We start from the raw sequence: 24121 nt of genomic DNA, 5'->3' as shown, positions 1-24121 counted from the left end.
TTGTGGCACTGAACAACGGCGCGCTGATCGCCAATCGATACCGCCTGATCCGGCTCATCGCCACGGGCGGAATGGGACAGGTCTGGGAAGCGACGGACAACCGGCTCAACCGTCGTGTCGCGGTGAAGGTGCTGAAGTCCGAGTTCTCGTCCGACCCGGAGTTCGTCGAACGATTCCGCTTCGAGGCGCGCACCACCGCGCAGCTGAACCATTCCGGCATCGCCGGGATCTACGACTACGGCGAGGTCCGCGACGCCACCGGCGATTCCACCGCCTACCTGGTGATGGAACTCGTCAACGGTGAGCCGCTCAACGCCGTCCTCGCACGGGTGGGCCGTCTCGCGGTGCCGCACGCCCTGGACATGCTCGAGCAGACCGGCCGGGCGTTGCAGGTGGCGCACGACGCCGGAGTCGTGCACCGGGACGTGAAGCCGGGCAACATTCTGATCACCCCCACCGGCCAGGTGAAGATCACCGACTTCGGCATCGCGAAGGCCGTGGAGAACTCGCCGGTCACGCGTACCGGCATGGTGATGGGCACCGCGCAGTACATCGCCCCCGAGCAGGCGCTCGGGCAGGACGCGACCGCGGCGAGCGACGTGTACTCTCTCGGCATCGTCGGCTACGAGGCGCTGTCCGGACGTCGCCCGTTCGTCGGCGACGGCGCGATCACGGTCGCGATGAAGCACGTGCAGGAGGCACCGGCACCGTTGCCGAGCGACCTGCCGCCGAACATCCGTGAACTCATCGACATCACGATCGCGAAGGATCCGAGCACCCGCTACGCCAGTGGTGGAGAGTTCGCCGACGCGGTCGCGGCGGTCCGGGCAGGCAGGCGTCCCCCGCCGCCCGGCATGTCGGGTACCGGGGCGGCGCGGGTACTGCCCCCGCCGATGACCGGCGCAACCCAGATGATGCCGCCCTCGCAGACCGCGTACGCGGGACCTGTCACGGGGCAGGTGCCGCCGGACGACTCGAACGGTGACGGCAAGAAGGGCGGGCTGACCAGCGGCCAGAAGGCCGTGGCCTGGGGTGCGGGTGGTCTGCTCGTGCTGGCGGCGATCATCGCGCTCGCGCTCGTCCTGTTCGACGGTGGTGACACGAAGGAACCGACGTCGCCGGCGATCACGTCGTCGCTGCGGACGATCACGACGACACCGCGGCCGACGACCACCACCACGACCGAGGAACCGACGACCACCACCGAGCCGCCGTACACGACGACCACCACCCAGCCGTTCACGACGACCACCACGCAACCGACGACCACGACGACGACAGAGCCGACGACGACTACCACCACCACGACCACCACCGCACCCACGACGACGACCACGACGACCACGTCGGAGGAGTCAACTACTCCGACCCCACAAGGACTGCCATGACGACACCGCGCAACCTCTCCTCACGCTACGAGCTGGGTGAGATTCTCGGCTTCGGTGGCATGTCCGAGGTCCACCTCGCCCGCGACGTCCGGCTCAGCCGTGACGTCGCGATCAAGGTCCTGCGCGCCGACCTAGCCCGCGACCCCACGTTCTACCTCCGGTTCCGCCGCGAGGCGCAGAACGCCGCGGCGCTGAATCATCCGGCGATCGTGGCCGTCTACGACACCGGCGAGGCGGAAACCGACGCGGGACCGCTGCCGTACATCGTGATGGAGTACGTCGACGGCGACACGTTGCGGGACATCGTGCGCAGCGAGGGCCCGATGGCGCCCCGCCGCGCGATGGAGGTCATCTCCGACGTGTGCGCGGCGCTCGACTTCAGCCACCGCAACGGCATCGTCCACCGCGACGTGAAACCCGCCAACGTGATGATCAACCGGGCGGGCGCGGTGAAGGTGATGGACTTCGGCATCGCGCGAGCGATCTCCGACGCGTCCAGCCCCATGACGCAGACCGCTGCCGTCATCGGCACCGCCCAGTACCTGTCGCCCGAGCAGGCCCGCGGCGAGCAGGTCGACGCCCGCTCCGACGTGTACTCGCTCGGGTGCGTGCTGTTCGAGATCCTCACCGGAGAACCCCCCTTCAAGGGTGACTCCCCGGTCGCGGTCGCGTACCAGCACGTGCGGGAGGACCCACAGACTCCGTCCGTGGTCAACCCGGACATTCCGCGTGAGCTCGACTCGGTGATCCTCAAGGCGATGAGCAAGAACCCCGCCAACCGCTACCAGACCGCCGCGGACATGCGCAGCGACCTGGTCCGGGTGCTCGGCGGGCAGCGCCCCAGCGCGCCGATGGTGATGAGCGACGAGGACCGCACCACGATCCTCGGTGCCGTCGACTCCGGCGCGGGGAACTACCGGCGCCCGCAGTCACCCACCCCGGCCACCGCGTCGAAGACGGACGGCGGCGAGCCCGACAAGAAGAAGAACCCGATGCGGGTGGCGTTGATGGCGCTGGGCGCCCTCATCGTCGTCGGCATCGTCGGCGCGTTCCTGTGGTCCGTGGGACCGGGTTCGAAGGCCGATCAGGTAACCATGCCGGACGTCACGAACCAGGCCGCGGACGACGCCGAGACGACACTGCAGAACCTCGGTTTCCGCGTCGCCCGGCAGCAGAAACCGGACGCCGTCGTGGCGACCGGCAACGTCATCACCACCCGGCCCGTCGGCGGGGTGCAGGTCGACGAGGGCAGCACGATCACCCTCGAGGTGTCGTCCGGACCCGAACAGGTGAAGGTCCCGCGGCTCGCCGGCCTCACCCAGCAGGAAGCGCAGCAGGAGCTGAACGCGGTGGGTCTGCGGCTCGACACCGCCGTCGCCCGCGCACCGTCCGACGTGTCCGACGTCGACAAGGTGATCGAGCAGAACCCGTCCTCCGGGGCGAGCATCTCCCTCGACTCCGAGGTCGCCGTCACGCTGGGCACCGGGCCGGAGCAGATCCGCATCCCCGACGTGACCGGCCAGAAGGTCGAGGTCGCGCAGGCCAACATCGAGGGTGCCGGATTCAAGGTGCAGATCCAGAACATCGATTCCGGTGTGCCGAAGGGCCAGGTCGTCTCCACCGACCCCGTCGGCGGCTCCACCGCAGCCAAGGGCGACACCATCCAGATCCGGGTGTCGAACGGGAACAACATCGAGATGCCGGACCTGACGGGCAAGACGGTGTCGCAGGCGCTCGCCGAGCTGCGCAGCGCCGGCTGGAGTGGGTCGTCGAGTTCGATCAATCAGACGCAGACGTCCACCCTGGACCCGGAGATGGTCGGCAAGATCATCAGCCAGGAACAGCCGCCGGGATCGGAGATCACCAAGAACGGTGTCGTCTCGGTCGGTGTCGGCGCGCTGGGCATCCCGCGGTAGGCGGCTCCGCCGCCTGTGCGCCTTTCTGGTTGCGGTAGCTACCACAAAGGCGCACGGGCGCTACGCGCCCAATGCCTGCGCGACCTCGGTCTCGAGGGTGGCGACGAGGGATTCCTTCGGGGCTTCGCCGCAGACGGTGAGCCAGTTCGCGAGCATGCGGTGCCCACCCTCGGTGAGCACGGACTCCGGGTGGAACTGGACGCCGTGGATCGGCAGTTCCCGGTGCCGCATCGCCATGACGATGCCGCTGTCGGTGTGGGCGGTGACCTCGAGTTCGTCCGGGATGGTGTCTTCCAGGACGGTCAGCGAGTGGTAGCGCGTGGCGGTGAACGGGTCGGGCAGACCCGCGAGAACGCCCTCGCCGGTGTGGTGGACGACGCTGGTCTTGCCGTGCAGGAGTTCGGGTGCCCGGTCGACGGTCGCGCCGAACGCGGCCCCGATCGCCTGGTGCCCGAGGCACACCCCGAGAAGCGGTGTCTCGGCGGCGGCGCATGCCGTGACCAGGTCCATCGTCGCGCCTGCCCGCTGCGGTGTGCCGGGGCCGGGGCTCAGCAGAATGCCGTCGAACTCGGCCGCGGCCGCCGCAACGGCATCGGGCCCGGTGAGGTTCGGATCGTCGTTGCGCCAGACCACGGCCCGGGTTCCCAGCTGTCCGAGGTACTGGACCAGGTTGAACACGAAGCTGTCGTAGTTGTCGACGACGAGAATCCTCATGGAAGCAGGGTATTCTGCCCGCCTCGTGCGCTGCTCGGCCGGGGACCGTTCAGGTCAGTGCCCCGCGTAGCCGGGCACGGTGAGTTGGCCGGACGCCGCCTCCGAATAGCCGAGGCCGAACCGCGACGCGTATTGCTTGAACACCCGGATTCCGGGTTCGTTCGCCAGCGCCGCCTCCAGTCGCGTGGGGTCCCCGATCGCCGACATCACGTACGGCGGGCTGTAGGTGCGGCCGTGCAGCAGCAGGGTGTTGCCGATGCAGCGCGGCGCCGACGTGTTCACGATTCGCTGGTCCTGCATGCTGATCGCCTCTGCGCCACCCACCCACAGCGCGTTCAGCACGCTCTGGACGTCCTGCTGGTGGACGACGAGATCGTCCGGGGACGCGTCGACGGGATATTTGCCGTCCGCGTCGCGGGGGGCGTCGGTGAGGGTGACGGTGACGCCGGGACCGGTCATCGGCGTGAGTCCGGCATCCGTGGCGAGCGCCTTGGTGTCGGCGAGCGCCTGCGCGACACCGCTGTCGGAGGTGGCGGCGTCCTGCTGCAGCGACTCGACCTGCGCCGCCAGCCGGTCGCGGGTCTCGGCCACCTGGTCGGTCTCGGACTGCGCGTTCCGCACGAGGTCGGACAGCCGGGTGGAATCGCCTGCGCGGATCTCGTTGCCGTGCGACACCTGACGGGTGGTGGCCACCAGCAGACCGGCCACGAGACACACCACCAGCACCGCGATCCGCCAGAAGATCGACCTGGTCACCGGTGTTTCCGTCCCCTCGTCCTCGCCGCGCGAATCGCGGCTAGGTTAGCGTGTACACACGCAGGTATTTCCGAATCTACCTGCCCACATTCCCGTAGAGCCGCACGAACGAGGACGTCATGCCGAAGTCGAAGGTCCGAAAGAAGTCCGATTACACGATCAACCCTGCGAGCCGCACCCCGGTGAAGGTGAAGGCCGGCCCCTCCAGCACCCTGTACGTCTCGGTGATGCTCGGGTTCATGCTGGTCGGGCTGGTGTGGCTGCTCGTCTACTACCTGGCCGCCGACCAGCTCGAGTGGATGAACAACCTCGGTGCCTACAACTTCCTCATCGGATTCGGCTTCATGGTGGTCGGTCTGATCATGACGATGCGCTGGCGTTGACGATCGCAATTACACCGATGTCATTCATCCCCAATGTGGACAACCCCTGTGGATAGGCGCAGGTCGAGTGCTGATGTCTGCTGACGAGGCACCGTTGGAGTGGTCGACGCCCCTCGGCGCGGTGATCGCGCTCGCTGCGGGCGGAGTCGCATTGGGGGTCGCGGGACTTGCGGTGTCGACGGAGCCGGCGGGCCGTGTTCTCGTGTGCGTCGCCGCCCTCGGGCTGCTGCTGACCGCCGCGTCGGCGCTCCGGCAACGCCCGCGCCTCGCCGTCGACAAGGAGGGCGGCGGGATCGTGGTGAACCGGCTGAGAGGCCGCCACAGGTATGCCCGCTCGGAGATCGAACGCGCGCGGCTCGTGCGCTACCCCCGGCTGGGCCGCCGGGTGCCGATGCTCGAGATCGACATCCGCACCGATGACGGCACCGAACGCCTCCTGATCTTCGGCCGCTGGGATCTCGGCACCAATCCGGAGGACGTGTTCGACGCCCTCGCGGTGCATCGTCTGGTGGGCCGGGGTCAGTAGCCGAAGCTCGCGCGGAGCTGCAGGGTGCGGACCGCGATGACGGCCAGTGGCACCAGCACCACGACGCCGAGGCAGATCCAGCCGACGGTGATTGCCTTCTCCCGGTTGTTCCCGGCGCCCAGCAGCTGGGGTCCGTAGAGGATTCCCGCGGTGGCCGCGGCTCCGGCGACCAGGCCGCCGAGATGCCCCCACAGTGAGATGCCGGGGATCGTGATGCTGATGATCACGTTGACGGCGATCACCGAGATCACCGGTGCGGGGCTGCGTCGCAGCCGCAGGAGGATGACGGCCTGAGCGCCCATCAGTCCGAAGACGGCGCCCGACGCCCCCGCGGTGACCGCGCCGAGCTGGAACAGCATCACTGCGGCGGAACCGCCGAGCAGGGACACGAAGTACACGCAGGCGTAGCGGGCGCGCCCGAGGACCAGTTCGGTGTCGCGGCCGATCACCCACAGCGCGAACATGTTGACGGCCAGGTGAATGATGCCGAAGTGGAGGAATCCGCTGCCGAGCAAGCGGACGATCTGCCCGTCCACGACAGCGGGTGGGAACAGCGCCCAGTCCGCGAAGAGCTTCGATCCCGCCTGGTTCTGCATGATGCTGCGGGACTGCGCCGCGGTGATCAGGAAGATGCCGACGTTCACGGCCATCAGGATGTACGTCACGAGCGGCACCGCACGCTGCGTGGTCACGGCGCCGGCGACGTTGCGGACCTGACGGACATCACGCTGCCCGGCGGCCACACAGTCGACACACTGGTAGCCGACGGCTGCTTCGCGCAGGCATTCGGGGCACGCGGGACGACCGCACCGATTGCACGACAGTGCAGTGGGCCGATCGGGGTGGCGGACGCACCGCGGCTGGGGCGGAGTGCCCTCGTTCGCGGCACCGCCCCAGCCGGGGTTGGTCATGTGCTGCGGTTCCCTACGCGATGGTGACGCTGTTGATCACGACCGGCTCGAGCGGACGGTCCGCGCGATCCGTGGCAGTGGTCGAGATGGCGTCGACGACCTTCTTCGACTCCTCGTCGACGACCTCACCGAAGATGGTGTGGCGACGGTTGAGGTGCGGGGTCGGGCCGGTGGTGATGAAGAACTGCGAACCGTTGGTTCCCGGGCCTGCATTCGCCATGGCCAGGATGTACGCGCGGTCGAACTGCAGTTCCGGGTGGAACTCGTCGCCGAACTTGTAGCCCGGGCCGCCGGCGCCGGTACCCGTGGGGTCGCCGCCCTGGATCATGAATCCGTCGATGACACGGTGGAAGACGGCGCCGTCGTAGAACGGTCCGGAGTCGGTGCCACCGGCGTTGGCGGTGCTGTAGTCCTTCGAACCGTTGGCCAGGCCGACGAAGTTCTCGACGGTCTTGGGCGCGTGGTTGCCGAACAGCGCGATCTTGATGTCGCCGCGGTTGGTGTGCAGCGTTGCGGTTGCGGTCTGATGAGGTGAAGTCACACCACCATGTTGCCATTGTGGGGTTCCGTGTGGTTCGGCCGCGGTGACTCGAGTCCTTCGGATCGGTTCGTGCTCCCGGTTCTTGTGACAAAGTGGGGACATGACACGAGCGACGGAGTCCCTCACGAATCTGCTTCCGACCGAACGCGCCGAGACCCTGCAGGAGCAGGTCTCCGAACGAGTCGAGACCGCTCTGGCCCACGTCGAGGATTCGGCTTCCCGCGTCAAGGAATCCGAGGCTGTCGATCAGGCGCGGCGCTACGCACGCTCGGCGGCACTCGCCACGGCTCGCGGCGCCGGCCAGCTCAGTCTGTTCCTCGGCCGTCAGGGTGCCTCGCTGGCCAAGAAGGGCTACGAACGCGCCCGGACCGTGCCGGTGAAGAAGGTCGCCCAGGATGTCGTTCGTCCCCTGACCTCGGCCGTGGCACCGGTCGAGGAGAAGAAGCCGCGGAAGGGCCGTCGCATCGCGGTCATCGTCCTCGTGGGTGCCTCTGTGGCCGGGGGGGCGGTGTTCTTCAAGAGCCGCCGCCGCGAGCAGCCGCGGGTCGCGTCCGCGCCCCCGAACCTGCGCGACCTCGACAGCGCGAACACGCAGGAACCCACGCCGCCCACCGCGACGAAGCCCCTCACCGCAACTGATCCGTCACTCCCCGGCCAGTAGGGCGCGCGCTCGCTCGGTGTCGCCCGGCGGCCAGCCGGGCGGCTGAAGGATCGGAAGGCACGGCCTCCGGCATCTGCGGATCCTTTCGTTTCACGGCCTGTACCAGGGGTATCCCGCAGGCAGATGCGCACCAGCGCGAGGATCCGTTCCGAGGAGCAGACATGACCGCCAGACGTATCGTCCACCGCATCGCCGCCGTCACGTTTCCGATCGCCGCCACCGCGGCTGTGCTGACGGCCGGCCCCGCCGGCGCCGACCCACCCCACCCGTTCGGCGGCCCGGCTCTGACCATCGGATGCCCGAACCAGGGCAGCCTGATGTCGTTGACGGCGCTCACCGGACAGTCCGGGCCGGAGGCGTCACCGCCCATCGCCGACGGCGACATCCGCTTCGAGTCACGCCCCGCCGCTCCACCGATCCCGGCAGCCGCGCAGGTCACCGTGGCCTGGGTCAACACCGACAGCGGACGGTCGGGGATCGTGAACCTCGGCGGTGTCTACCCCTTCCTGTCCGCGACGGTGAACACCGGCGTCGGGAACGTGGTGGCGACGGCGTTCGGATCGATCAACTTCGGCAGCAGCCCGATCTGCCAGGCGAACCCGGCTATCGGCACGTTCATTGCGTGAGTTCGGCCGCGTTGCAGCCGAACCGGCGCCGATAGTCCGCCGGTGCGACGCCGACCACCCGGTTGAAATGGTGACGCAGGAGCGCACCGGACCCGAATCCGCTGCGCCTCGAGATCGCCTCGAGACCGAGGTGGGTGCCCTCGAGTAGTTGCCGTGCGTAGAGGACCCGCTGCGTCGTCAGCCACTTCACGGGGGTGGTGCCCGTCTCGGCCGCAAACTTGCGTGCGAAGGTGCGCGTCGACATGGACGAGCGCGCCGCGAGCTCGTCGACCGTGTGCGGCAGCTCGAGATTTTCGCTCATCCACGCCATGGTCTCGCTCAGACTGTCCGACGTGCACGCGACCACCGGCTGTTCGATGAACTGCCGCTGTCCCCCGTCGCGTTGCGGCGGCACGACCATCCTGCGGGCGATCGTGTTGGCGACGGTGGAACCGAGCTCCCGGCGTACCACGTGCAGGCAGGCGTCGATGCCGGCGGCGGTACCCGCACTGGTGACGAGGTTGCCCTCGTCGACGAACAGGACGTCGGGGTCGACGGTCGCCGTCGGGAACCGGGTGGCAAGTTCCTCGACGTACTCCCAGTGGGTGGTGCACTTGCGCCCGTCCAGCAGTCCCGCCTCGCCGAGCAGGAATACGCCCGAGCACAGGCTGAGGACGATGGCACCGGCATTCGCGGCCGCACGCACCGCGTCGAGCGCCTCCACCGGGAAGTCGGACTGCGCCCCCGGCGGCGGGACGACGACGAGATCTGCGTCGCGCAGGGAGTCCAGCCCGCAGTCGGCGGACATCGTCAGTCCCGGTGTGATCGACGCGAGCGGTTCGCCGGGACGGATCCCGCAGATCCGGAAGTCGAACGGCGGAACCCCGTGTTCGGTGCGGTCGATTCCGAACACTTCACAGACCACCCCGAACTCGAACATCGAGACACGGTCGAGGAGGAGCGTCGCGACCTTGGAGATCATGACCCCACTCTAACTGGCGATATCTTGTCGGACCATGTCGAAACGGCCAGTCATTCGCGGACCGATTCACAGATCGACACGAGCGCACGCGCCAGCGTGGCCTGATGCAGCGGGTCGAGGCGTTGTTCGGCCGCCACCGCGACCGTGGCGTCGACGAGAGCGGGCACGCACCCCGGACCGGCGAGCACGGCCTCCTGTTCGCGCAGCTGCAGGAGTATGTCCGAGTTCTGGCGGTCGATCACCGGACGAACCTGTGTCAGGTCGGGCCTGACAGTCGGCGCCGCCCCCGGCGCAACGCTCCACCAGGCGAAGAGGGCGCGCTGCACCTCCTTGTTGGCCTCGATCTGGTCGCGGAAGATCTGCTGCACCCGCCCCGCACTCAGACCCTCGTCGGCCGCCTGCGTGGCGACCGCACCCAGGACCTGCGCCTCGCGCGCGGGATCGTCGATCGGTGACGGGGTGCCCCACTTGGCCGCCGCCACCGCGTCGGCCGTGGCGAGGCGAAGCGAGACCGCCCGGGCGATCGGTTCCAGTGGTCGGGTCTGCGCACCCGCGGGCGCGGTACCGCCTGCCGTCAGTAGCCCGAGCATCACCGCGGCGACGGCCGCGCGGCGGGCGAGTGCTGGCCGGACCGTGGTCATGGTGCGAGTGTAGGGCCGGTCAGTCGTCCAGCCCGGCGACTCCGCGTTTCCAGTACCCGGTGAACAGCGAATCCATCCGGTCCCGGCTCCACGCGCGCAGAGGCTTGATGTCGGTCGCCTCGCCTGCCGCGAACAGGAAGGAGCGGCCGTCGGGCAGATCGAGCGACTGCACCGTCGACGCCACGGCGGACTCGCTGCCGTCGCGCACGAGCCACGTCACGTCCACGTTCTCGCGCACGGCCAGCGGGTAACCGTGCTCGACGTCGTCGTCGGTCTCGATCACGACGTGCGCCGAGACGTCGGCCGGGGATTCGTCGAGCCACCGCGCGACCGCCGGAAGCGCGGTGGAATCGACCGCGAAGACGTAGTGGTCGAAGTTGTGGGCGAATGCCTTCGCGCCGGGCGGTCCGGCGATGGTCACGTCGTCACCGATCGCGACCGTCCTTACCCAGGAGGACGCGAGCCCGCCCTCGTGCAGCACGAAGTCGAGGTCGAGTTCGCGGGCGTCGGCGTCGTAGCGGCGGACGGTGTATTTCCGCGTGGTCGGGAGCGGTCGCGGCCAGTCGAGCATCATCGCGTCGTTCACCACCGGGACGCGGCGAGTGCCGTCCGGATCGGGGAACACGATCTTGACGTGATCGTCGGCCTGGTAGGTGTGGAATCCGTCGAGGCCGGGGCCCCCGAGCGTCAGACGCACCATGCGGGGTGTGACGTGCTCGCGTGCACGGACCGTGACCGTGCGGACTCCGATCGGGTATCCGATGCGTGCGGTTCCCTCACCGGTCCGGTGGTGGGATGCGACGCGGCCGCGCGGGTCGAGACGTTCACGGGCTCCGGGATCGAGGGCAGTCATGAAGTAAGGGTAACCTCACCCGGTTCTGGTCCGCACAGCAGTGTGCCCCGGACTCTTCCGAATCCGGGGCACGCTACTTCTGTATTTGTACTTGTGGAGCCTAGGAGATTCGAACTCCTGACATCTGCCTTGCAAAGGCAGCGCTCTACCAACTGAGCTAAGGCCCCGTTACCTCGTGCCACACCTCGTTGCCGCGAAGCAACTTGGACAGTCCGATCGCCACCAGCACTCCGGCTCCCACAAACAGGAGGACCTTCATGCGAATGACCTTTCACCGGCACCAGGAGTGGGCCTAGGAGGACTTGAACCTCCGACCTCTTCGTTATCAGCGAAGCGCTCTAACCGCCTGAGCTATAGGCCCCTGAAGTCTGGAAACTCATCTCGCGCAGTTCCCTGAACCGAGTCGGAAGATTACCCCACCGGACCGGCAACTACCAAAACCGGTCCGGCGAGACGCTCTTTTCCCAGCTCAGCCCTCGTCGTTTTCCGCGTTCAGTCCCGGTCGGCGAGCGTCACTTCGACGCCCCCGACGAGGTCGGAACACAGGTTGTAGATGAAGGCGCCGATCGTCGCCAGTGCGGTGAACAACACCATGTTCGCGAGACCGATGACGGCGGCGTATCCGAAGACCTGCCCGGCCGTCACGAGCCCGTCAGAGCTCGACTCCGCGACGATATCGGTGAACGCGTTGTTCAGCCGGTCCCACACGCCCATCCCGTCCAGGACGACGTACAGCAGGCCGACGGCCACCATCCACACGAAGAACAGCGACACCGAAATGACGGACGAGATCTTCAGCGTCGACCACGGATCGATCTTGCGGACCTGCACCGTCGCCCGGAGAGCCTCGCCCTCCTCGACCCGCTGCGGGGCCACGGCGACCTTCGGCTGCCGACCAGTGGCCGCTGCCCCGGGCAAGGGGTGCTTGGCCTCGGACAGGTCCGGCATGTCCTTGGGGAGCACGTCCCGGTTGATGTGCCGGGTGGGTCCGTCGATCGCGGACGCCTTGGCCTTCGCGGCCTCCCGCTGAGTCACGGCACCGGCCGCGGCGGCACCGGACACCGCACCGACGGCAGCCGTGGCCGCTGTCGAGGACGGTGTGCGATCGGGCCCCTGCTTGGGCGCGGGCTGACCCTTCGCCGGCGCCGACGGGTTCTGTGCGGGCGCCTTCTGGGTGGGCACGGCCTGGGTGGGAGCACCCGAGTTCTGCGTGCCCTGAGGTCGCTGACCCTGCGCCTGGGGCTGCTGCTTCTGCGTCGGCGCGGTCTGCGGTTTCTGGACATCCTGGCCGCCGGGAGCCTTCGCTGCCGCGGCACCCGCCGCAGTGGCTGCGGTCGCACCGTTGGACGGGTTCGGCTGACCCTCCCGGCGCGGGGCCTGCTTGGCACCGGCCCCGCCCTGCACGGGCCGCTTCAGGTTGGTCTGCGGCTCACGCTGCATTCCCCGCTGCCACGGCGGAGCCTGATTTCCCCGGATGGACTCGGTGGGAGCACCGCCCGTGGGAGCCCGGTTGCCGGACGCCTGCTGCGGCGGGTCCTGATGCCCGGGAGCCTGCTGATTCGGTGCGTGACCCTGCTGCGACGGCGGCACGGGCCTGCCCTGCGGGGTCTGCGTGCGCGGACCCTGATGCTGGGGCGTCGACGGCGACCGGGCCGGATCGGCCGGAGCCTGCCGATCCGGTCTTCCGTCGGGAGCACTGCCCGGCCGGGCAGCCGGCCCCGCCTGAGCGGGGCCACGACCGGCTGACGCCTGCGGCCCCTGCGGCGCGGAACCCTGCTGCGGGTTCGGTCGCGCCGACCCGTTCTGGGGAGTGCGGGAGGCCTGCTGCTCGGATGGCGCCTGATTGGCGGAACCCGGGTTCTGCCGGTCACTGCCTGGCTGGTTGGGAGTGCTCACTAGGACTCCTTAGCTCCTTTGCCGCTGCTCTCGGCGTTGTCGTCGGGTTCGTCCGGTTCGTCGGCATTGCGCGCGATCGCGAGCAGGGTGTCGCCTTCCCCGAGGTTCATCAAACGAACCCCCTTGGTCTGCCGACCGGCCTTGCGGACCTGCTTGGCGGCGGTGCGGATGACGCCACCGCCCGACGTGATCGCGTAGAGCTCGTCGTCGTCGTTCACGATGAGCGCTCCGACCAGGGTGCCACGTTTCCGGTCGTACTGGATCGTGAGTACACCCTTTCCGCCGCGTCCCTGGACCGGGTAGTCCTCCATGCCGGTGCGCTTCGAGTAGCCACCCGACGTCGCCACCAGCAGATAGGTGCCTTCACGCACCACGTTCAGCGACAGCAGTTCGTCGTCACCGTTGAATCGCATGCCCTGGACGCCGGACGTGGCGCGGCCCATCGGTCGCAGCGCCTCGTCGGTGGCGGAGAAGCGGATCGACTGTCCCTGCGCGGAGACGAGCAGCAGGTCGTCGTCGGAGGAGCAGAGGACCGCGCCGACCAGTTCGTCCTCGCCGCGCAGGTTGATGGCGACGATGCCGCCGCTGCGGTTCGAGTCGAAGTCGGTGAGCTTGGACTTCTTCACCAGACCGTTGCGGGTGGCGAGAACGAGGTAGGGGGCGTCCTCGTACGTCTTGATCTGGATGACGCTCTGGATGCGCTCGTCGGGCTGGAACGCGAGCAGGTTGGCCACGTGCTGTCCGCGGGCCGTGCGGCTCGCCTCCGGCAGCTCGTATGCCTTGGCCCGGTACACGCGGCCCTTCGTGGTGAAGAACAGCAGCCAGTCGTGCGTGGAGCTGACGAAGAAGTGCGAGACGATGTCGTCCTGCTTCAGCCCGGCGCCCTGCACACCCTTGCCGCCGCGCTTCTGCGAGCGGTACAGGTCGGTCTTGGTGCGCTTGGCGTAGCCGGTCTCGGTGATCGTGACGACGACGTCCTCGCGGGCGATCAGATCCTCGTCGGCCACGTCGCCGTCGGCCGCGATGATGCGGGTCCGGCGGTCGTCGCCGTGCTTGTCGACGATCTCCTTGAGCTCGTCGCGGACGATCCGGCGCTGACGCTCGGGCTTCTCGAGGATGTCCTTGAGGTCGGCGATCTCCCGCTCGATCTCGGCGAGTTCGTCGATGATCTTCTGACGCTCGAGTGCGGCGAGGCGGCGCAGCTGCATCGCGAGGATCGCGTCGGCCTGGATCTCGTCGACGGTGAGCAGCTCGATCAGGCCGGCCCGCGCGATGTCGACGGTCTGCGACGCCCGGATCAGCGCGATGACCTCGTCGAGGGCGTCGAGCGCCTTCACCAGTCCGCGCAGGATGTGAGCGCGTTCCTCGGCCTTGCGGAGCAGGTACTCGGTGCGCCTGCGGATGACCTCGACCTGGTGGGCGACGTAGAGCCGGATCATCTGGTCGAGCCGTAGGGTGCGCGGCACGCCGTCGACGATGGACAGCATGTTGCAGCCGAAGCTGGTCTGCAGCTGGGTGTGCTTGTACAGGTTGTTGAGCACGACCTTCGCGACCGCGTCACGCTTGACGGTGACGACGATGCGCATACCTGCGCGGTCCGAGGACTCGTCGTGGATGTCGGAGATGCCGGCGATCTTCGCGTCGCGCACCTGCTCGGCGATCGACGTGATCAGGTTGTCCGGGTTCACCTGGTACGGCAGTTCGGTGATGACGATCGTGGTGCGCCCCTTGGCGTCCTCCTCGATCTCCACCACACCGCGCATGCGGACCGAACCGCGTCCGGTGGTGTAGGCGTCGTGGATGCCCTGGCCGCCGACGATCAGGCCGTGCGTCGGGAAGTCGGGTCCCTTGACACGTTCCATGACCGCGGTGAGGGTGGACTCCTCGTCGGCTTCCCAGTTCTCGAGCGCCCAGTAGATGGCCTCGGCGACCTCGCGCAGGTTGTGCGGCGGGATGTTGGTGGCCATACCGACGGCGATGCCGCCGGAACCATTGATCAACAGGTTGGGGATACGGCTGGGGAGAACTGACGGTTCCTGTGTACGACCGTCGTAGTTCGGGGTGAAATCGACCGTCTCGTGGTCGATCTCACGCAGCATTTCCATGGCCAGCGGAGTGAGCCGGCACTCGGTGTATCGCATCGCGGCGGCGCCGTCGTTGCCGCGGGAACCGAAGTTGCCCTGGCCGTCGACGAGCGGGTACCGCAGCGACCAGGGCTGGGCCATGCGGACGAGCGTGTCGTAGATCGAGGCGTCGCCGTGGGGGTGGTAGTTACCCATCGTCTCGGCGACCGGTCGCGCAGACTTCACATAACCGCGATCGGGCCGGTAACCGTTGTCGTACATCGCGTACAGAACGCGGCGGTGCACCGGCTTGAGGCCGTCTCGCACGTCGGGCAGCGCACGACCCACGATCACGCTCATCGCGTAATCGATGTAGCTGCTCTGCATCTCCTGCTGAATGTCGACGGGCTCGATGCGGTCGTGCCCCGGTCCCTCCGGCGGCAACGTTGTGTCAGTCATGAGCTCCTTCTTCTACTCGGCTTGACGTCTCCTCGCGGACTCGCGGTCCTGCACGACGTCGCGCAACCACCCGAGTCTATAGGTGCAGGTCAGCTGTGAGGGTGAAGGACTCGGGTGCACTCATGAATCGGTGCCGCAGGAGTCGTCCGATCTACTGGAGTTCGAGCTCCCGGCCCTGTGTTTCGGCGGCGAGGGATTCGGCGGCGAGCATGTCGGCCTCGAGTTCGAGCTCGGCGGCGACGCGGTCGGGCGCCATCAGCAGGGCGGTGATCGGGATCGTGACCACGAGCATGCCCAGCACGAAGACGGGGAACAGGATCGAGAACACCTCGAGTCCGTCCGGGCGCGCCACGGCCTGGTCGACGGTGACGCTCAGCCCGAACACGCCGGTGTAGTGCATGGCCACCAGTCCGGCCGCCACGACCACCGACGCCACGAGTCGCAGCGTGCGGGATTCGAGGGCCGAGATCGACCACATGATTCCGGCGCCGACGACCAGGCCGATCACGGCCGACGCTGCCGTCAGCAGGATGTCGGATTCCACCGACCCCTGGATCTCGAGGGAGGCGACGATCGCCAGGTCCATTCCGGTGAGGCCGACGCCGAGGAGCACCGCACCGCCGGCGAGGCGGCCGATCTCCACCGACGCGCTCGGCCGCCGGTGTTTCGTCGGCGGCGGGCTGATGATCAGCAACGCCACCGCGGCGGCCGCGACGGGCACCACGAAAGAAACCGCGATCCACAGGACGTCGTAGCGCACCACGCTGCCGTAGACCTCGAACCCGACCATCGCGATGTAGTGCGGCAGCCAGGCGCCGATGCCGCCGATGGACAGCGCACCCCAGGCCAGCCAGAGGTACCGCTGCCTCGGGTTCGGCGCGGTCACCGCCTTGCGGGCGCTGGCGATCCCGACGAAGACGCCGATGAACGCCGTGACCGCGGCGAGGGCGACGATCCACGTGCCCATAGAGAAGTGCTGCAAGTCGTCCGACATGTTTCGAATCCTCAGTACGCGGCCGTGTGGAGCTTGGTCAGTGCGTATTCGGTGATCGCGACCAGGGCGCGTTTCGCCGATTCCCGGTCACGCGCGTCGATCGGGATGATCGGCACGTCCTCGGAGATCGCGAGGGCCGCGCGAATGTCCTCGATGGGGTAGCGCGGGGCGTCGTCGAATTCGTTGATCGCGACGAGGAACGGCAGTTGCCGGGCCTCGAAGAAGTCGACGGCCGCGAAACTCTCGTCCAGCCGGCGGGTGTCGATCAGGACGATCGCACCGATCGCACCGCGGATCAGGTCGTCCCACATGAACCAGAACCGGTGCTGACCGGGGGTACCGAACAGGTACAGCACCAGGTCGTCGGCCAGGCTGATGCGACCGAAGTCCATGGCGACGGTGGTCGTGCCCTTCTGCGGTGTCGCAGCCAGGTTGTCGACGCCGTCGCTGGCGTTGGTCACGAGCGCCTCGGTGCGCAGCGGGACGATCTCGGAGACAGCCCCCACCAGCGTGGTCTTGCCGACGCCGAACCCGCCGGCGATCACGATCTTGGTCGAGGTCACCCGATTGCGGGGATCAGATTTCGCGAAGTCCACTGAGGACCCTTTCGATGAGTTCACGACGTTCGGAGTCGGTCGAGTCTTCCTTCAGGGTGGCCAGGATCTGCAGATGACCGGCCTCGACCAGGTCGGCGACCAGGACGCGTGCCACTCCGAGGGGTACGCCCACCCGGGCGGCGATCTCGGCGACCGAAGGCGACTGCTGACACAACGCGACGATCGCGGCGTTGACGTCGTCGAGTTCCCACTGCCGGTCCACCGACTGCGGCAGTGCCTGAATCAACGCTTCGAGTGCGAGCTCGACCGCAGGCCGGGTCCGGCCCGACGTCAGCGAGTACGGGCGCACGATGTTCGGGCCCGACTGCTCCGAGTGGTGGTCGTTCATGGGCATGGGCTGGTCAGAGACCCTGCGGGGTGCGGGCCGTGGCCTGCACCGATGCGCCGACGCGGTCGACCAGGATCGCCATCTCGTAGCCGACCTGTCCGATGTCGCACTCGGCGTCCGTGAGCGTCGCGAGGTGCGAGCCGTCGCCGACGCTCATGAGCAGCAGGTACCCGTGCTGCATTTCGACCACCGACTGCAGCACTCCGCCGCCTTCGAACAACCGGGACACACCGGCCGACAGGCTGGCCAGCCCCGAGGTGACCGCGGCCAGCTGCTCGGCCCGGTCGATCGGGAGATGGGCGCTGGCTGCCATCAGGAGACCGTCCGCCGACACGAGCACGGCGTGGGAGACACCGGGCACGTCACTGGCGAAGTTCGACACCAACCAGTCGAGCGGTCGCGTGACGTCGGATCCATGAGCGGTGTTCATCGGTCTCCTTCAATGCTGTTACGTTCCGCGAGCCTCGTGGCCCTGCCGTTTCGGACGCCCTGCTGGTGACGACTGAGATTGGCGCGAATTGTCTCAGGGTCACGCACCCGGCGCAGTGTCCCCGTATTGTGCGCGCCTTCGACCGTGCCGGGAACCAGTCGGTCGCCGGGACGCCGCTTCGGCAGTCCGATCTCCGGGTCGACCTCGACGGGAGTCTCGCTGATCCGTTCGGCGGCGGACCATCCGGCGTCGCCGGCGGAATGCCAGACACCGGGTGCGCCCTCGGCACCGGTCGGATCGGTCAGCCAGTCGGACACCATGTCGGAGAAGATCGGGGTACCGCCGCCGGGCCGGGGTGTGGCCTCGGCCGACGGCGGATCGATCCGCGACTGGAAGAACGACGCGGTCTTCGCCGAGTTGGTGCGGTAGCGGTGCCGGACCGGTGCCTGATCGTCGCCGTTCGACGACGTGGGCGCCGGCTGTTCCGCGGTCCGCGCCGCGGTGCGGTTCTCGCTTCGTGGTGCGTGCGGTGCGTGCTGCGGCTGCGATTCCGCCGGTGCCGTCTCCGGGGTAGCCCCCTGCGGCCGCCGCACGGGCAGCTTCGGCATCGCCCCGGATCCGCGGACGTTGACGGTGTCCTGGGACTGCGCGGCCGGGGCACCGGCCGGCGATCCCGCGCCGGCCGCGATGCCACTGGCACCGGGCTGACGTCGGGGCAGGCTCGTGCCCGACGCCGTCGTCACCGCGCCCGCAGGTGCCGGGCTCGGCGGGGGCGTGGACGGGGTGCGGGTCGGCAGTCCGTTTCGGGTTGCCGGCTTCTGCTGTCCGTTGTCCGTGCGCGGTGCCGCGGGTGCCGGAATGGCGGTGCGGACCGGCGCCGCAGGAATCCTACGCTGCGGTCCGGTGTCCTGCCGGGCAGCCTGCGACACGATCAGCGCATTCGGGATGTGGATGCTCACGGTCACACCCGGGTTGCGGGCGGTGTCGAACGTCGACCGCAGGCGCACGGTCAGGCCGTGACGCTTCGCGAGGCGGCTCACGACGAACAGACCCATGTGGCGGGCGGTCTCGGGACCGACCTCACCACCCGACGCCAGACGCTCGTTGACGGCGCGCATGTCATCGGCCGGGATACCGATACCGCGGTCCGCGATCTCGAGCAGCACCCCGCCGTCCACGGCGCGAGCGAAGCTGAACGTCACCGAAGTGTCGGGCGGCGAGGCGCGCAGCGAGTTGTCGACGAGTTCGGCGAGCAGGTGCACGACGTCCGTGACGACGGTGCCGCTGAGCGCGCCTTCGGGGGTCGCACCCATCTGCACACGCTGATAGTCCTCGACCTCGGAGATCGCCGCACGCAGCACGTCGCCGAGCGGGATCGGCGACGCCTGCGAACGACGCACGCGGGTACCGGCCAGAATCAGCAGGTTCTCACCGTTCCGGCGCATACGCGCCGCCAGGTGGTCGAGCCGGAACAAGCTCTCGAGTCGCTTCGGATCCTTTTCCTCGAACTCGAGATTCTCGATCAGGCCGAGCTGCTGGTCGACGAGCGACTTGCTTCGGCGCGCGAGGGTTTCGAACATGTCGTTGATCTGCAGGCGCAGTTGCGCCTGCTCACCGGCGAGCTTGAGCGCCTGCCCGTGGATGTCGTCCACGGCGCGGGCGAGCTGGCCGATCTCCTCGGAGGAGTGCACGGCCACCGGCTCGAACGACAGTGCCCGCGGATCGTCACTGGCCTTGATCTGCTCGATCGCCTCCGGAAGGTCGCGGCGCGCGGCCTTCAGCGCGCCGTACCGCAGGCGGCGGATCGGACCGATCAGCGACCGCGACACGAGGAGCGCGAGGACGAGGGCGGCGAGCAGGGTTCCGAGGACGATCGCCGTGTCACGCAGCGCGGCGGACCGGGTCTCGGCCGCGCGGACCTGCACGGTGGACGCGATGTCGTTCGCCGCTTCGCTGGTCAGCTCCTGGTAGACGTCACGGCTCGCGATGAGCGAGGAGCGCAGCTGCAGGATGGGCAGCATCCCGCCGCGCGCCGCGTCCGCCAGGCCCTGGTCGATGAGGGCGTTGCGGTCGTTGATGTTGTTTCGCAGCGTCTCGAGACGGGCATCACCCTTGGGGTAGTACCGGTCGAGGACGTCGAGGAGGCTCGATTCGGCGCCGGCGGCCGCGACGACGGCCGAGGTGGGAATGTCACCCGTGCGGGCTTTCTCCCGTCCGTCGGGACCGGCGTAGACGTCCTTCACGATCACGAGGCCCATGGCCTGCTCGAACAGGCGACGCTGCGCCTGCCACGCGTTGGTCAGCTGGTAGCCCTTGTCGACGACTTCGCTGTCTTCGATGGGACGGACGATGTCGTCCACTTCGCGGATGAAGTCCGCGGCGAACGCGCGCTGGCGTTCCGCGAGCAGGTCGGTGGCGACGCCCGGGGAATCCATCAGATTCAGGAGGGCGCGGCCGTCCGAGACGGTCTGGTTGATGGAACTTGCGACGGCGGGATCCAGCTCCGGGTTCCTGGCCTGTTCGGACACGTCGTTCATCAGGGATTCCGCGTCCTCGCGGTCCTGCTTGGTGAGGGTGCCCGAGGCGTAACCACTGGTCACGGTACCCATCGAGGCCTCGAGGGCCACGATGTCCGGGACGACGACGATCTGGTCGGCCGCCTCGGTGAAGTGGACGGCGTTACTCAGCTCGCCCTGCACCCGGAGCCCGCCGAGCACCATGGCGACGGTGACGGGAACTGCGAGAACCGCGGTGACCTTCCACCGCAGGCCCCAACCCTCGATATCCCAGAACTTTGCCCGGGGCGGCGAATCGTCGCTCATCCCACGCTTCCTTTCCAACCACTCATAGCTTGTCGCTCTGTGCTCGTGACCGCGCCTGCGGCAGGACAGTCGTACCGGCCCGGACGACACGCGTCGACAGAGGAAAGTGATCGATCAGTTGCGCTGTGCGCAGCGCTGCCCGACGCACCGATTTCCGAATGTAACGAGTTCATCACATCCCCATGGGGAACGTTCTTACCACAGAAATTCCCCGATCCTTACTTCCAAGTAACATGCGCACCACCGATCCCAGACGTTGCCGTCGCGGGGGGATCAGCGGACCAGGCTACACAGAATCGCGGTTCACAGTCGAGGACGGATTTCCGCGTCACCCGGTCCAGTAACCGGCCCAGACGGGTGCAGCCACCGGGGTCTTCCGACCGCCGGTGGCTGCACGATATCCGTAATCTCTTGTGCCGGATACCTAGACGTCGAGGAAGCGGACGTCCTTGGCGTTACGGGTGATGAAGCTACGCCGGGCCTCGACGTCCTCACCCATGAGAACGCTGAACAGCTCGTCGGCTGCGGCCGCGTCGTCGAGCGTCACCAGACGCAGAACGCGCACCGTCGGATCCATCGTGGTCTCCCACAGTTCCTTGGCATTCATCTCGCCGAGACCCTTGTAACGCTGGATGCCGTCGTCCTTGTTGATCTTCTTGCCGGACTCGAGACCGGCCTTGACCAGGACGTCGCGCTCGCGGTCCGAGTACGCGAACTCCGGGTCGCTGCGCTGCCACTTCAACTTGTACAGCGGGGGCTGTGCGAGGTAGACGTGACCGTGCTCGACGAGCGGGCGCATGAAGCGGAACAACAGCGTGAGCAGCAGTGTTGCGATGTGCTGGCCGTCGACGTCGGCGTCGGCCATCAGCACGATCTTGTGGTACCGCAGCTTCGCGATGTCGAATTCGTCGTGGATGCCCGTGCCGAACGCGGTGATGATCGACTGGACTTCCGTGTTCTTCAGCACACGGTCGATGCGTGCCTTCTCGACGTTGATGATCTTTCCGCGCAGCGGCAGGATCGCCTGGTACATCGAGTCGCGGCCGGACTTGGCCGAGCCGCCTGCGGAGTCGCCCTCCACGATGTAGATCTCGGACTTGCTCGGATCATTGGACCGGCAGTCGGCGAGCTTGCCCGGCAGACCGCCGAGGTCGGTGGCGCTCTTACGGCGCACCAGTTCGCGGGCCTTGCGGGCGGCGACGCGGGCCTGCGCCGACGACACCGCCTTGTTCACGATGGTCTTCGCGTCGGCCGGGTTCGCCTCGAACCAGTGCGACAGGTGCTCGTTGCTCGCCTTCTGGACGAACGACCGGACCTCGGTGTTACCGAGCTTCGTCTTCGTCTGACCCTCGAACTGCGGTTCACCGACCTTCACGGAGATGATCGCCGCGAGGCCCTCACGGATGTCGTCACCGGTGAGCTTCGGGTCCTTCTCCTTGAGGAGCTTCTTGTCGAGCGCGTACTTGTTGACCGTCGCCGTCAGAGCGGAACGGAAGCCCTCTTCGTGGGTGCCGCCCTCGTGGGTGTTGATGGTGTTCGCGAACGTGTGGACCGACTCCGAGTAACCGGAGTTCCACTGCATCGCGATCTCGAGTTCGTGGCCGGTGCCCTTCGCGGTGAAACCGACGACGGAGTTGTGGATCGGCTGCTTCGTGCGGTTGATGTGCCGCACGTAGTCCTCGAGGCCGCCCGGGTAGTGGTAGACGCGGGTCTTCACCTTGTGCACGGCAGGCGCATCCGCCTCGGCGGACTCGTCCTCGGCGGTTTTCGGCGCGTCCGCGACCTGACTGACGACCTCCTCGGTGACCTCGGCGTCGCTGACGCGCTCGTCGGTGAGGGTGATCGTCAGGCCCTTGTTGAGGAAGGCCATCTCCTGGAGGCGGCGCGCGACCGTCTCGAAGCTGTAGACCGTGGTCTCGAAGATGTTCGGGTCGGCCCAGAACGTGACCGTGGTGCCCGTTTCCTTGGTGGCCTCGCCTTTGACGAGTTCACCCGGCTTCGAGTCGGTATATGTCTGGTTCCATTGGAAGCCGTCGCGTTTGATGTCGACGTCGAGCCGGGTGGACAGCGCGTTGACGACGGAGATACCGACACCGTGCAGACCGCCGGACACGGCGTAGGAGTCGGAGTCGAACTTGCCGCCGGCGTGGAGCTGGGTGAGGACGACCTCGACGGTGGGGACACCGGAGGCGTGCATCCCGACGGGGATGCCTCGACCGTCGTCGACGACCCGGACGCCACCGTCCTCGAGCAGGGTGATCTCGACCTTGGTGGCGTGGCCGGCCATGGCCTCGTCGACGGAGTTGTCGACGACTTCCCAGATCAAATGGTGGAGACCGCGTTCACCGGTGGAACCGATGTACATACCCGGTCGCTTACGAACGGCTTCGAGTCCCTCGAGGACGGTGATGGAAGAAGCGCCGTAGTCCTTGCTGGAGGTGCTTTTGTCTGACTTCTGGGCAGCCACGGGTGGGTAGCTCTCCTTCTCCGTCCAATGCCCGACGCAGGCGCCCACCGCCCTGGTCGGGCACGCGGGAGACGAGAATCGGGAATCTTGCCGCTAGTTACCTCGGCCATCTTACTGGTACGTCAGCGCCAGGAGCGTGCTATGACACCCCTGAGCGCCCCGTAGACGAATTTTCAGGGCGCCTCGGGAGTGAAAACCTAGGCCGAAGCGCTCGCGGACGGGCCGTCCGAGAGATCCGCCCACTGCCGGTCCTCGACGTCCAGCACGAACTCCGCGGCGAGTTGCGCGATGTCCTCGGCGTGGGAGATCGGCGACCAGTGCCCGGCGTCGACCTCTCGACGGCGCAGGTCGGGTGCCCACTTCTCGGTGTCCTCGTAGCCGACGGGCCGCACCGCCTTGTCCTTCTTGTTGAGGATCAGTTGGACGGGGACGTCGGTGTACCGCTCGCGCGGCCTCAGCAGACTCGTGCGGATGTTGGCGCGGTACAGCTTGAGACCGTTGACCATGTCGTCCGCCAGCGTCGGCGCCGGACGCACCAGCGCGGGATCGAGGCGGTCGAAGAACTTCAGGAACGTCGGCCAGTGCCGGGAGAACCAGAGTCGCAGCGGCAGCGTCGCCAGGCCCGGAATCTGGAACAGGACGGTGTAGCCGGACGCGACGGCCTGCGCGAGCGGCCCGCCGAAGCTGCGGCCCGAGATGCGGCGGCGCATCCACTTGCCGAGGTGATCGAGGTTGGGGCCCGAGACCGAGGTGAACGACGCGATCCGCGCGCGGGCTCCCGGTTCGCAGACCGCCTCCCATGCCTCCACCGATCCCCAGTCGTGGGCCAGCACGTGCACCGGCCGGCCCGGGCTCACGGCATCGATCACGGCGAACAGGTCACCGGCCAGGGCGGGCAGCCGGTAGTCCTCGACCCGGGTGGGCACGGTGCTCCGGCCTGCGCCGCGGCTGTCGTAGCTGACCACCCGGAACCGCTCCGTCAGGAACGGCACCACCCGGCTCCACAGGTCGTGGGTGTCGGGCCAGCCGTGCACGAGCACGATCGTCTCGCCGTCGGGGTTGCCCTTCTCGAACACGGCGAGTTCGACGGAACCGTTGGTGATCCGCCGGGCGGTACCGGATGTGGATGGAGTCATGGTGGGTCCTCTGGTCGTCGTGCGGGTTCGGG

The 24121-nt window shown here is 67.9% G+C and carries 22 protein-coding genes and 2 tRNA genes; 6 read left to right on the top strand and 18 right to left on the bottom strand.

Annotation, left to right across the window (positions count from 1 at the left end):
* Positions 1-2: 2 nt before the first annotated feature.
* Positions 3-1388, top strand: a complete 1386-nt coding sequence (locus FND50_RS00805; RefSeq protein WP_005561059.1) for a protein kinase domain-containing protein — start codon at positions 3-5, stop codon at positions 1386-1388.
* Positions 1385-3304, top strand: a complete 1920-nt coding sequence (gene pknB / locus FND50_RS00800) for a Stk1 family PASTA domain-containing Ser/Thr kinase (RefSeq protein WP_144284425.1) — start codon at positions 1385-1387, stop codon at positions 3302-3304. The genes FND50_RS00805 and pknB overlap by 4 nt, the downstream gene beginning before the upstream one ends.
* Positions 3305-3364: 60 nt before the next feature.
* Here the strand turns inward: pknB and FND50_RS00795 are convergent, their stop codons facing one another.
* Together FND50_RS00795 and FND50_RS00790 are read right to left on the bottom strand one after the other, a co-directional pair.
* Positions 3365-4018, bottom strand: a complete 654-nt coding sequence (locus FND50_RS00795; protein ID WP_005263451.1) for an aminodeoxychorismate/anthranilate synthase component II — start codon at positions 4016-4018, stop codon at positions 3365-3367.
* A gap of 54 nt (positions 4019-4072) precedes the next feature.
* Complete coding sequence (locus FND50_RS00790) at positions 4073-4774, bottom strand: DUF881 domain-containing protein (protein ID WP_144284424.1); 702 nt, start codon at positions 4772-4774, stop codon at positions 4073-4075.
* A 119-nt stretch (positions 4775-4893) separates the two neighbouring features.
* Between FND50_RS00790 and crgA the strand changes: the two genes are divergently transcribed.
* Both crgA and FND50_RS00780 read left to right on the top strand, forming a co-directional pair.
* Positions 4894-5157 (top strand): cell division protein CrgA, encoded by a 264-nt coding sequence (gene crgA / locus FND50_RS00785; protein ID WP_144284423.1) that lies wholly within the window; start codon positions 4894-4896, stop codon positions 5155-5157.
* Positions 5158-5224: 67 nt separating this feature from the next.
* Positions 5225-5683 (top strand): PH domain-containing protein, encoded by a 459-nt coding sequence (locus FND50_RS00780; protein WP_144284422.1) that lies wholly within the window; start codon positions 5225-5227, stop codon positions 5681-5683.
* Here the strand turns inward: FND50_RS00780 and FND50_RS00775 are convergent.
* Together FND50_RS00775 and FND50_RS00770 are read right to left on the bottom strand one after the other, a co-directional pair.
* Complete coding sequence (locus FND50_RS00775) at positions 5677-6594, bottom strand: rhomboid family intramembrane serine protease (protein WP_144284421.1); 918 nt, start codon at positions 6592-6594, stop codon at positions 5677-5679. The genes FND50_RS00780 and FND50_RS00775 overlap by 7 nt on opposite strands.
* Before the next feature lie 13 nt (positions 6595-6607).
* On the bottom strand, positions 6608-7135 hold the full coding sequence (locus FND50_RS00770; RefSeq protein ID WP_005263459.1) for a peptidylprolyl isomerase: 528 nt from the start codon (positions 7133-7135) through the stop codon (positions 6608-6610).
* A 100-nt stretch (positions 7136-7235) separates the two neighbouring features.
* Between FND50_RS00770 and FND50_RS00765 the strand changes: the two genes are divergently transcribed.
* A complete protein-coding gene (locus tag FND50_RS00765; RefSeq protein ID WP_144284420.1) occupies positions 7236-7796 on the top strand; it encodes a hypothetical protein in 561 nt (186 codons plus the stop codon).
* A 161-nt stretch (positions 7797-7957) separates the two neighbouring features.
* Positions 7958-8422 carry a hypothetical protein gene (locus tag FND50_RS00760; protein ID WP_005249087.1) on the top strand — a complete coding sequence of 155 codons (465 nt, stop codon included), beginning with the start codon at positions 7958-7960 and terminating at the stop codon, positions 8420-8422.
* Here the strand turns inward: FND50_RS00760 and FND50_RS00755 are convergent.
* From FND50_RS00755 to FND50_RS00690, 14 genes are all read right to left on the bottom strand, one after another.
* On the bottom strand, positions 8412-9383 hold the full coding sequence (locus tag FND50_RS00755) for a helix-turn-helix domain-containing protein (RefSeq protein WP_144284419.1): 972 nt from the start codon (positions 9381-9383) through the stop codon (positions 8412-8414). The two genes, FND50_RS00760 and FND50_RS00755, sit on opposite strands and share 11 nt — an antisense overlap.
* Before the next feature lie 50 nt (positions 9384-9433).
* On the bottom strand, positions 9434-10024 hold the full coding sequence (locus tag FND50_RS00750; protein ID WP_144284418.1) for a chorismate mutase: 591 nt from the start codon (positions 10022-10024) through the stop codon (positions 9434-9436).
* 19 nt (positions 10025-10043) lie between these two features.
* Positions 10044-10877 (bottom strand): siderophore-interacting protein, encoded by an 834-nt coding sequence (locus tag FND50_RS00745; protein WP_144284417.1) that lies wholly within the window; start codon positions 10875-10877, stop codon positions 10044-10046.
* A gap of 94 nt (positions 10878-10971) precedes the next feature.
* Positions 10972-11044 (bottom strand) — tRNA-Ala (locus FND50_RS00740).
* A 120-nt stretch (positions 11045-11164) separates the two neighbouring features.
* Positions 11165-11238 (bottom strand) — tRNA-Ile (locus FND50_RS00735).
* 131 nt (positions 11239-11369) lie between these two features.
* On the bottom strand, positions 11370-12773 hold the full coding sequence (locus FND50_RS00730) for a DUF3566 domain-containing protein (protein WP_260850860.1): 1404 nt from the start codon (positions 12771-12773) through the stop codon (positions 11370-11372).
* The gene (gyrA, locus tag FND50_RS00725; RefSeq protein WP_005249092.1) at positions 12773-15295 is read right to left on the bottom strand and encodes a DNA gyrase subunit A; all 2523 of its coding nucleotides are present in this window, start codon (positions 15293-15295) and stop codon (positions 12773-12775) included. The genes FND50_RS00730 and gyrA overlap by 1 nt, the downstream gene beginning before the upstream one ends.
* Positions 15296-15446: 151 nt before the next feature.
* The gene (locus tag FND50_RS00720; RefSeq protein WP_005249093.1) at positions 15447-16289 is read right to left on the bottom strand and encodes an MHYT domain-containing protein; all 843 of its coding nucleotides are present in this window, start codon (positions 16287-16289) and stop codon (positions 15447-15449) included.
* An 11-nt stretch (positions 16290-16300) separates the two neighbouring features.
* Positions 16301-16852 (bottom strand): ATP/GTP-binding protein, encoded by a 552-nt coding sequence (locus tag FND50_RS00715; RefSeq protein WP_005249094.1) that lies wholly within the window; start codon positions 16850-16852, stop codon positions 16301-16303.
* A gap of 13 nt (positions 16853-16865) precedes the next feature.
* A complete protein-coding gene (locus FND50_RS00710) occupies positions 16866-17240 on the bottom strand; it encodes a DUF742 domain-containing protein (RefSeq protein WP_144284416.1) in 375 nt (124 codons plus the stop codon).
* Positions 17241-17247: 7 nt separating this feature from the next.
* Positions 17248-17664: a roadblock/LC7 domain-containing protein gene (locus FND50_RS00705; protein ID WP_005249096.1), complete on the bottom strand. Its 417-nt coding sequence runs from the start codon at positions 17662-17664 to the stop codon at positions 17248-17250.
* A complete protein-coding gene (locus FND50_RS00700; RefSeq protein WP_144284415.1) occupies positions 17661-20486 on the bottom strand; it encodes an ATP-binding protein in 2826 nt (941 codons plus the stop codon). The genes FND50_RS00705 and FND50_RS00700 overlap by 4 nt, the downstream gene beginning before the upstream one ends.
* Before the next feature lie 424 nt (positions 20487-20910).
* Positions 20911-22953, bottom strand: a complete 2043-nt coding sequence (gene gyrB / locus FND50_RS00695) for a DNA topoisomerase (ATP-hydrolyzing) subunit B (RefSeq protein WP_144284414.1) — start codon at positions 22951-22953, stop codon at positions 20911-20913.
* Positions 22954-23150: 197 nt separating this feature from the next.
* Entirely contained in the window at positions 23151-24089 is a 939-nt protein-coding gene (locus FND50_RS00690; RefSeq protein ID WP_144284413.1) for an alpha/beta fold hydrolase, read from the bottom strand.
* Positions 24090-24121: the final 32 nt, after the last annotated feature.

The sequence above is a fragment of the Rhodococcus sp. WB9 genome, from assembly GCF_007558985.1.
GTDB classification, from domain to species: Bacteria; Actinomycetota; Actinomycetes; order Mycobacteriales; family Mycobacteriaceae; genus Rhodococcus_F; species Rhodococcus_F opacus.
Note: the sequence above shows the minus strand (reverse complement) of the source record. Positions and strands in the feature narration are given on the sequence as shown.

Bases quoted from the DNA above. Each gene is read 5' to 3' on its own strand.
- pknB (WP_144284425.1), top strand. From the start codon at position 1,385: ATGACGACACCGCGCAACCTCTCCTCACGCTACGAGCTGGGTGAGATT.
- FND50_RS00795 (WP_005263451.1), bottom strand. From the start codon at position 4,018: ATGAGGATTCTCGTCGTCGACAACTACGACAGCTTCGTGTTCAACCTG.
- crgA (WP_144284423.1), top strand. From the start codon at position 4,894: ATGCCGAAGTCGAAGGTCCGAAAGAAGTCCGATTACACGATCAACCCT.
- FND50_RS00775 (WP_144284421.1), bottom strand. From the start codon at position 6,594: ATGACCAACCCCGGCTGGGGCGGTGCCGCGAACGAGGGCACTCCGCCC.
- FND50_RS00765 (WP_144284420.1), top strand. From the start codon at position 7,236: ATGACACGAGCGACGGAGTCCCTCACGAATCTGCTTCCGACCGAACGC.
- FND50_RS00760 (WP_005249087.1), top strand. From the start codon at position 7,958: ATGACCGCCAGACGTATCGTCCACCGCATCGCCGCCGTCACGTTTCCG.
- FND50_RS00755 (WP_144284419.1), bottom strand. From the start codon at position 9,383: ATGATCTCCAAGGTCGCGACGCTCCTCCTCGACCGTGTCTCGATGTTC.
- FND50_RS00750 (WP_144284418.1), bottom strand. From the start codon at position 10,024: ATGACCACGGTCCGGCCAGCACTCGCCCGCCGCGCGGCCGTCGCCGCG.
- FND50_RS00745 (WP_144284417.1), bottom strand. From the start codon at position 10,877: ATGACTGCCCTCGATCCCGGAGCCCGTGAACGTCTCGACCCGCGCGGC.
- gyrA (WP_005249092.1), bottom strand. From the start codon at position 15,295: ATGACTGACACAACGTTGCCGCCGGAGGGACCGGGGCACGACCGCATC.
- FND50_RS00720 (WP_005249093.1), bottom strand. From the start codon at position 16,289: ATGTCGGACGACTTGCAGCACTTCTCTATGGGCACGTGGATCGTCGCC.
- FND50_RS00710 (WP_144284416.1), bottom strand. From the start codon at position 17,240: ATGCCCATGAACGACCACCACTCGGAGCAGTCGGGCCCGAACATCGTG.
- FND50_RS00705 (WP_005249096.1), bottom strand. From the start codon at position 17,664: ATGAACACCGCTCATGGATCCGACGTCACGCGACCGCTCGACTGGTTG.
- FND50_RS00700 (WP_144284415.1), bottom strand. From the start codon at position 20,486: ATGAGCGACGATTCGCCGCCCCGGGCAAAGTTCTGGGATATCGAGGGT.
- FND50_RS00690 (WP_144284413.1), bottom strand. From the start codon at position 24,089: ATGACTCCATCCACATCCGGTACCGCCCGGCGGATCACCAACGGTTCC.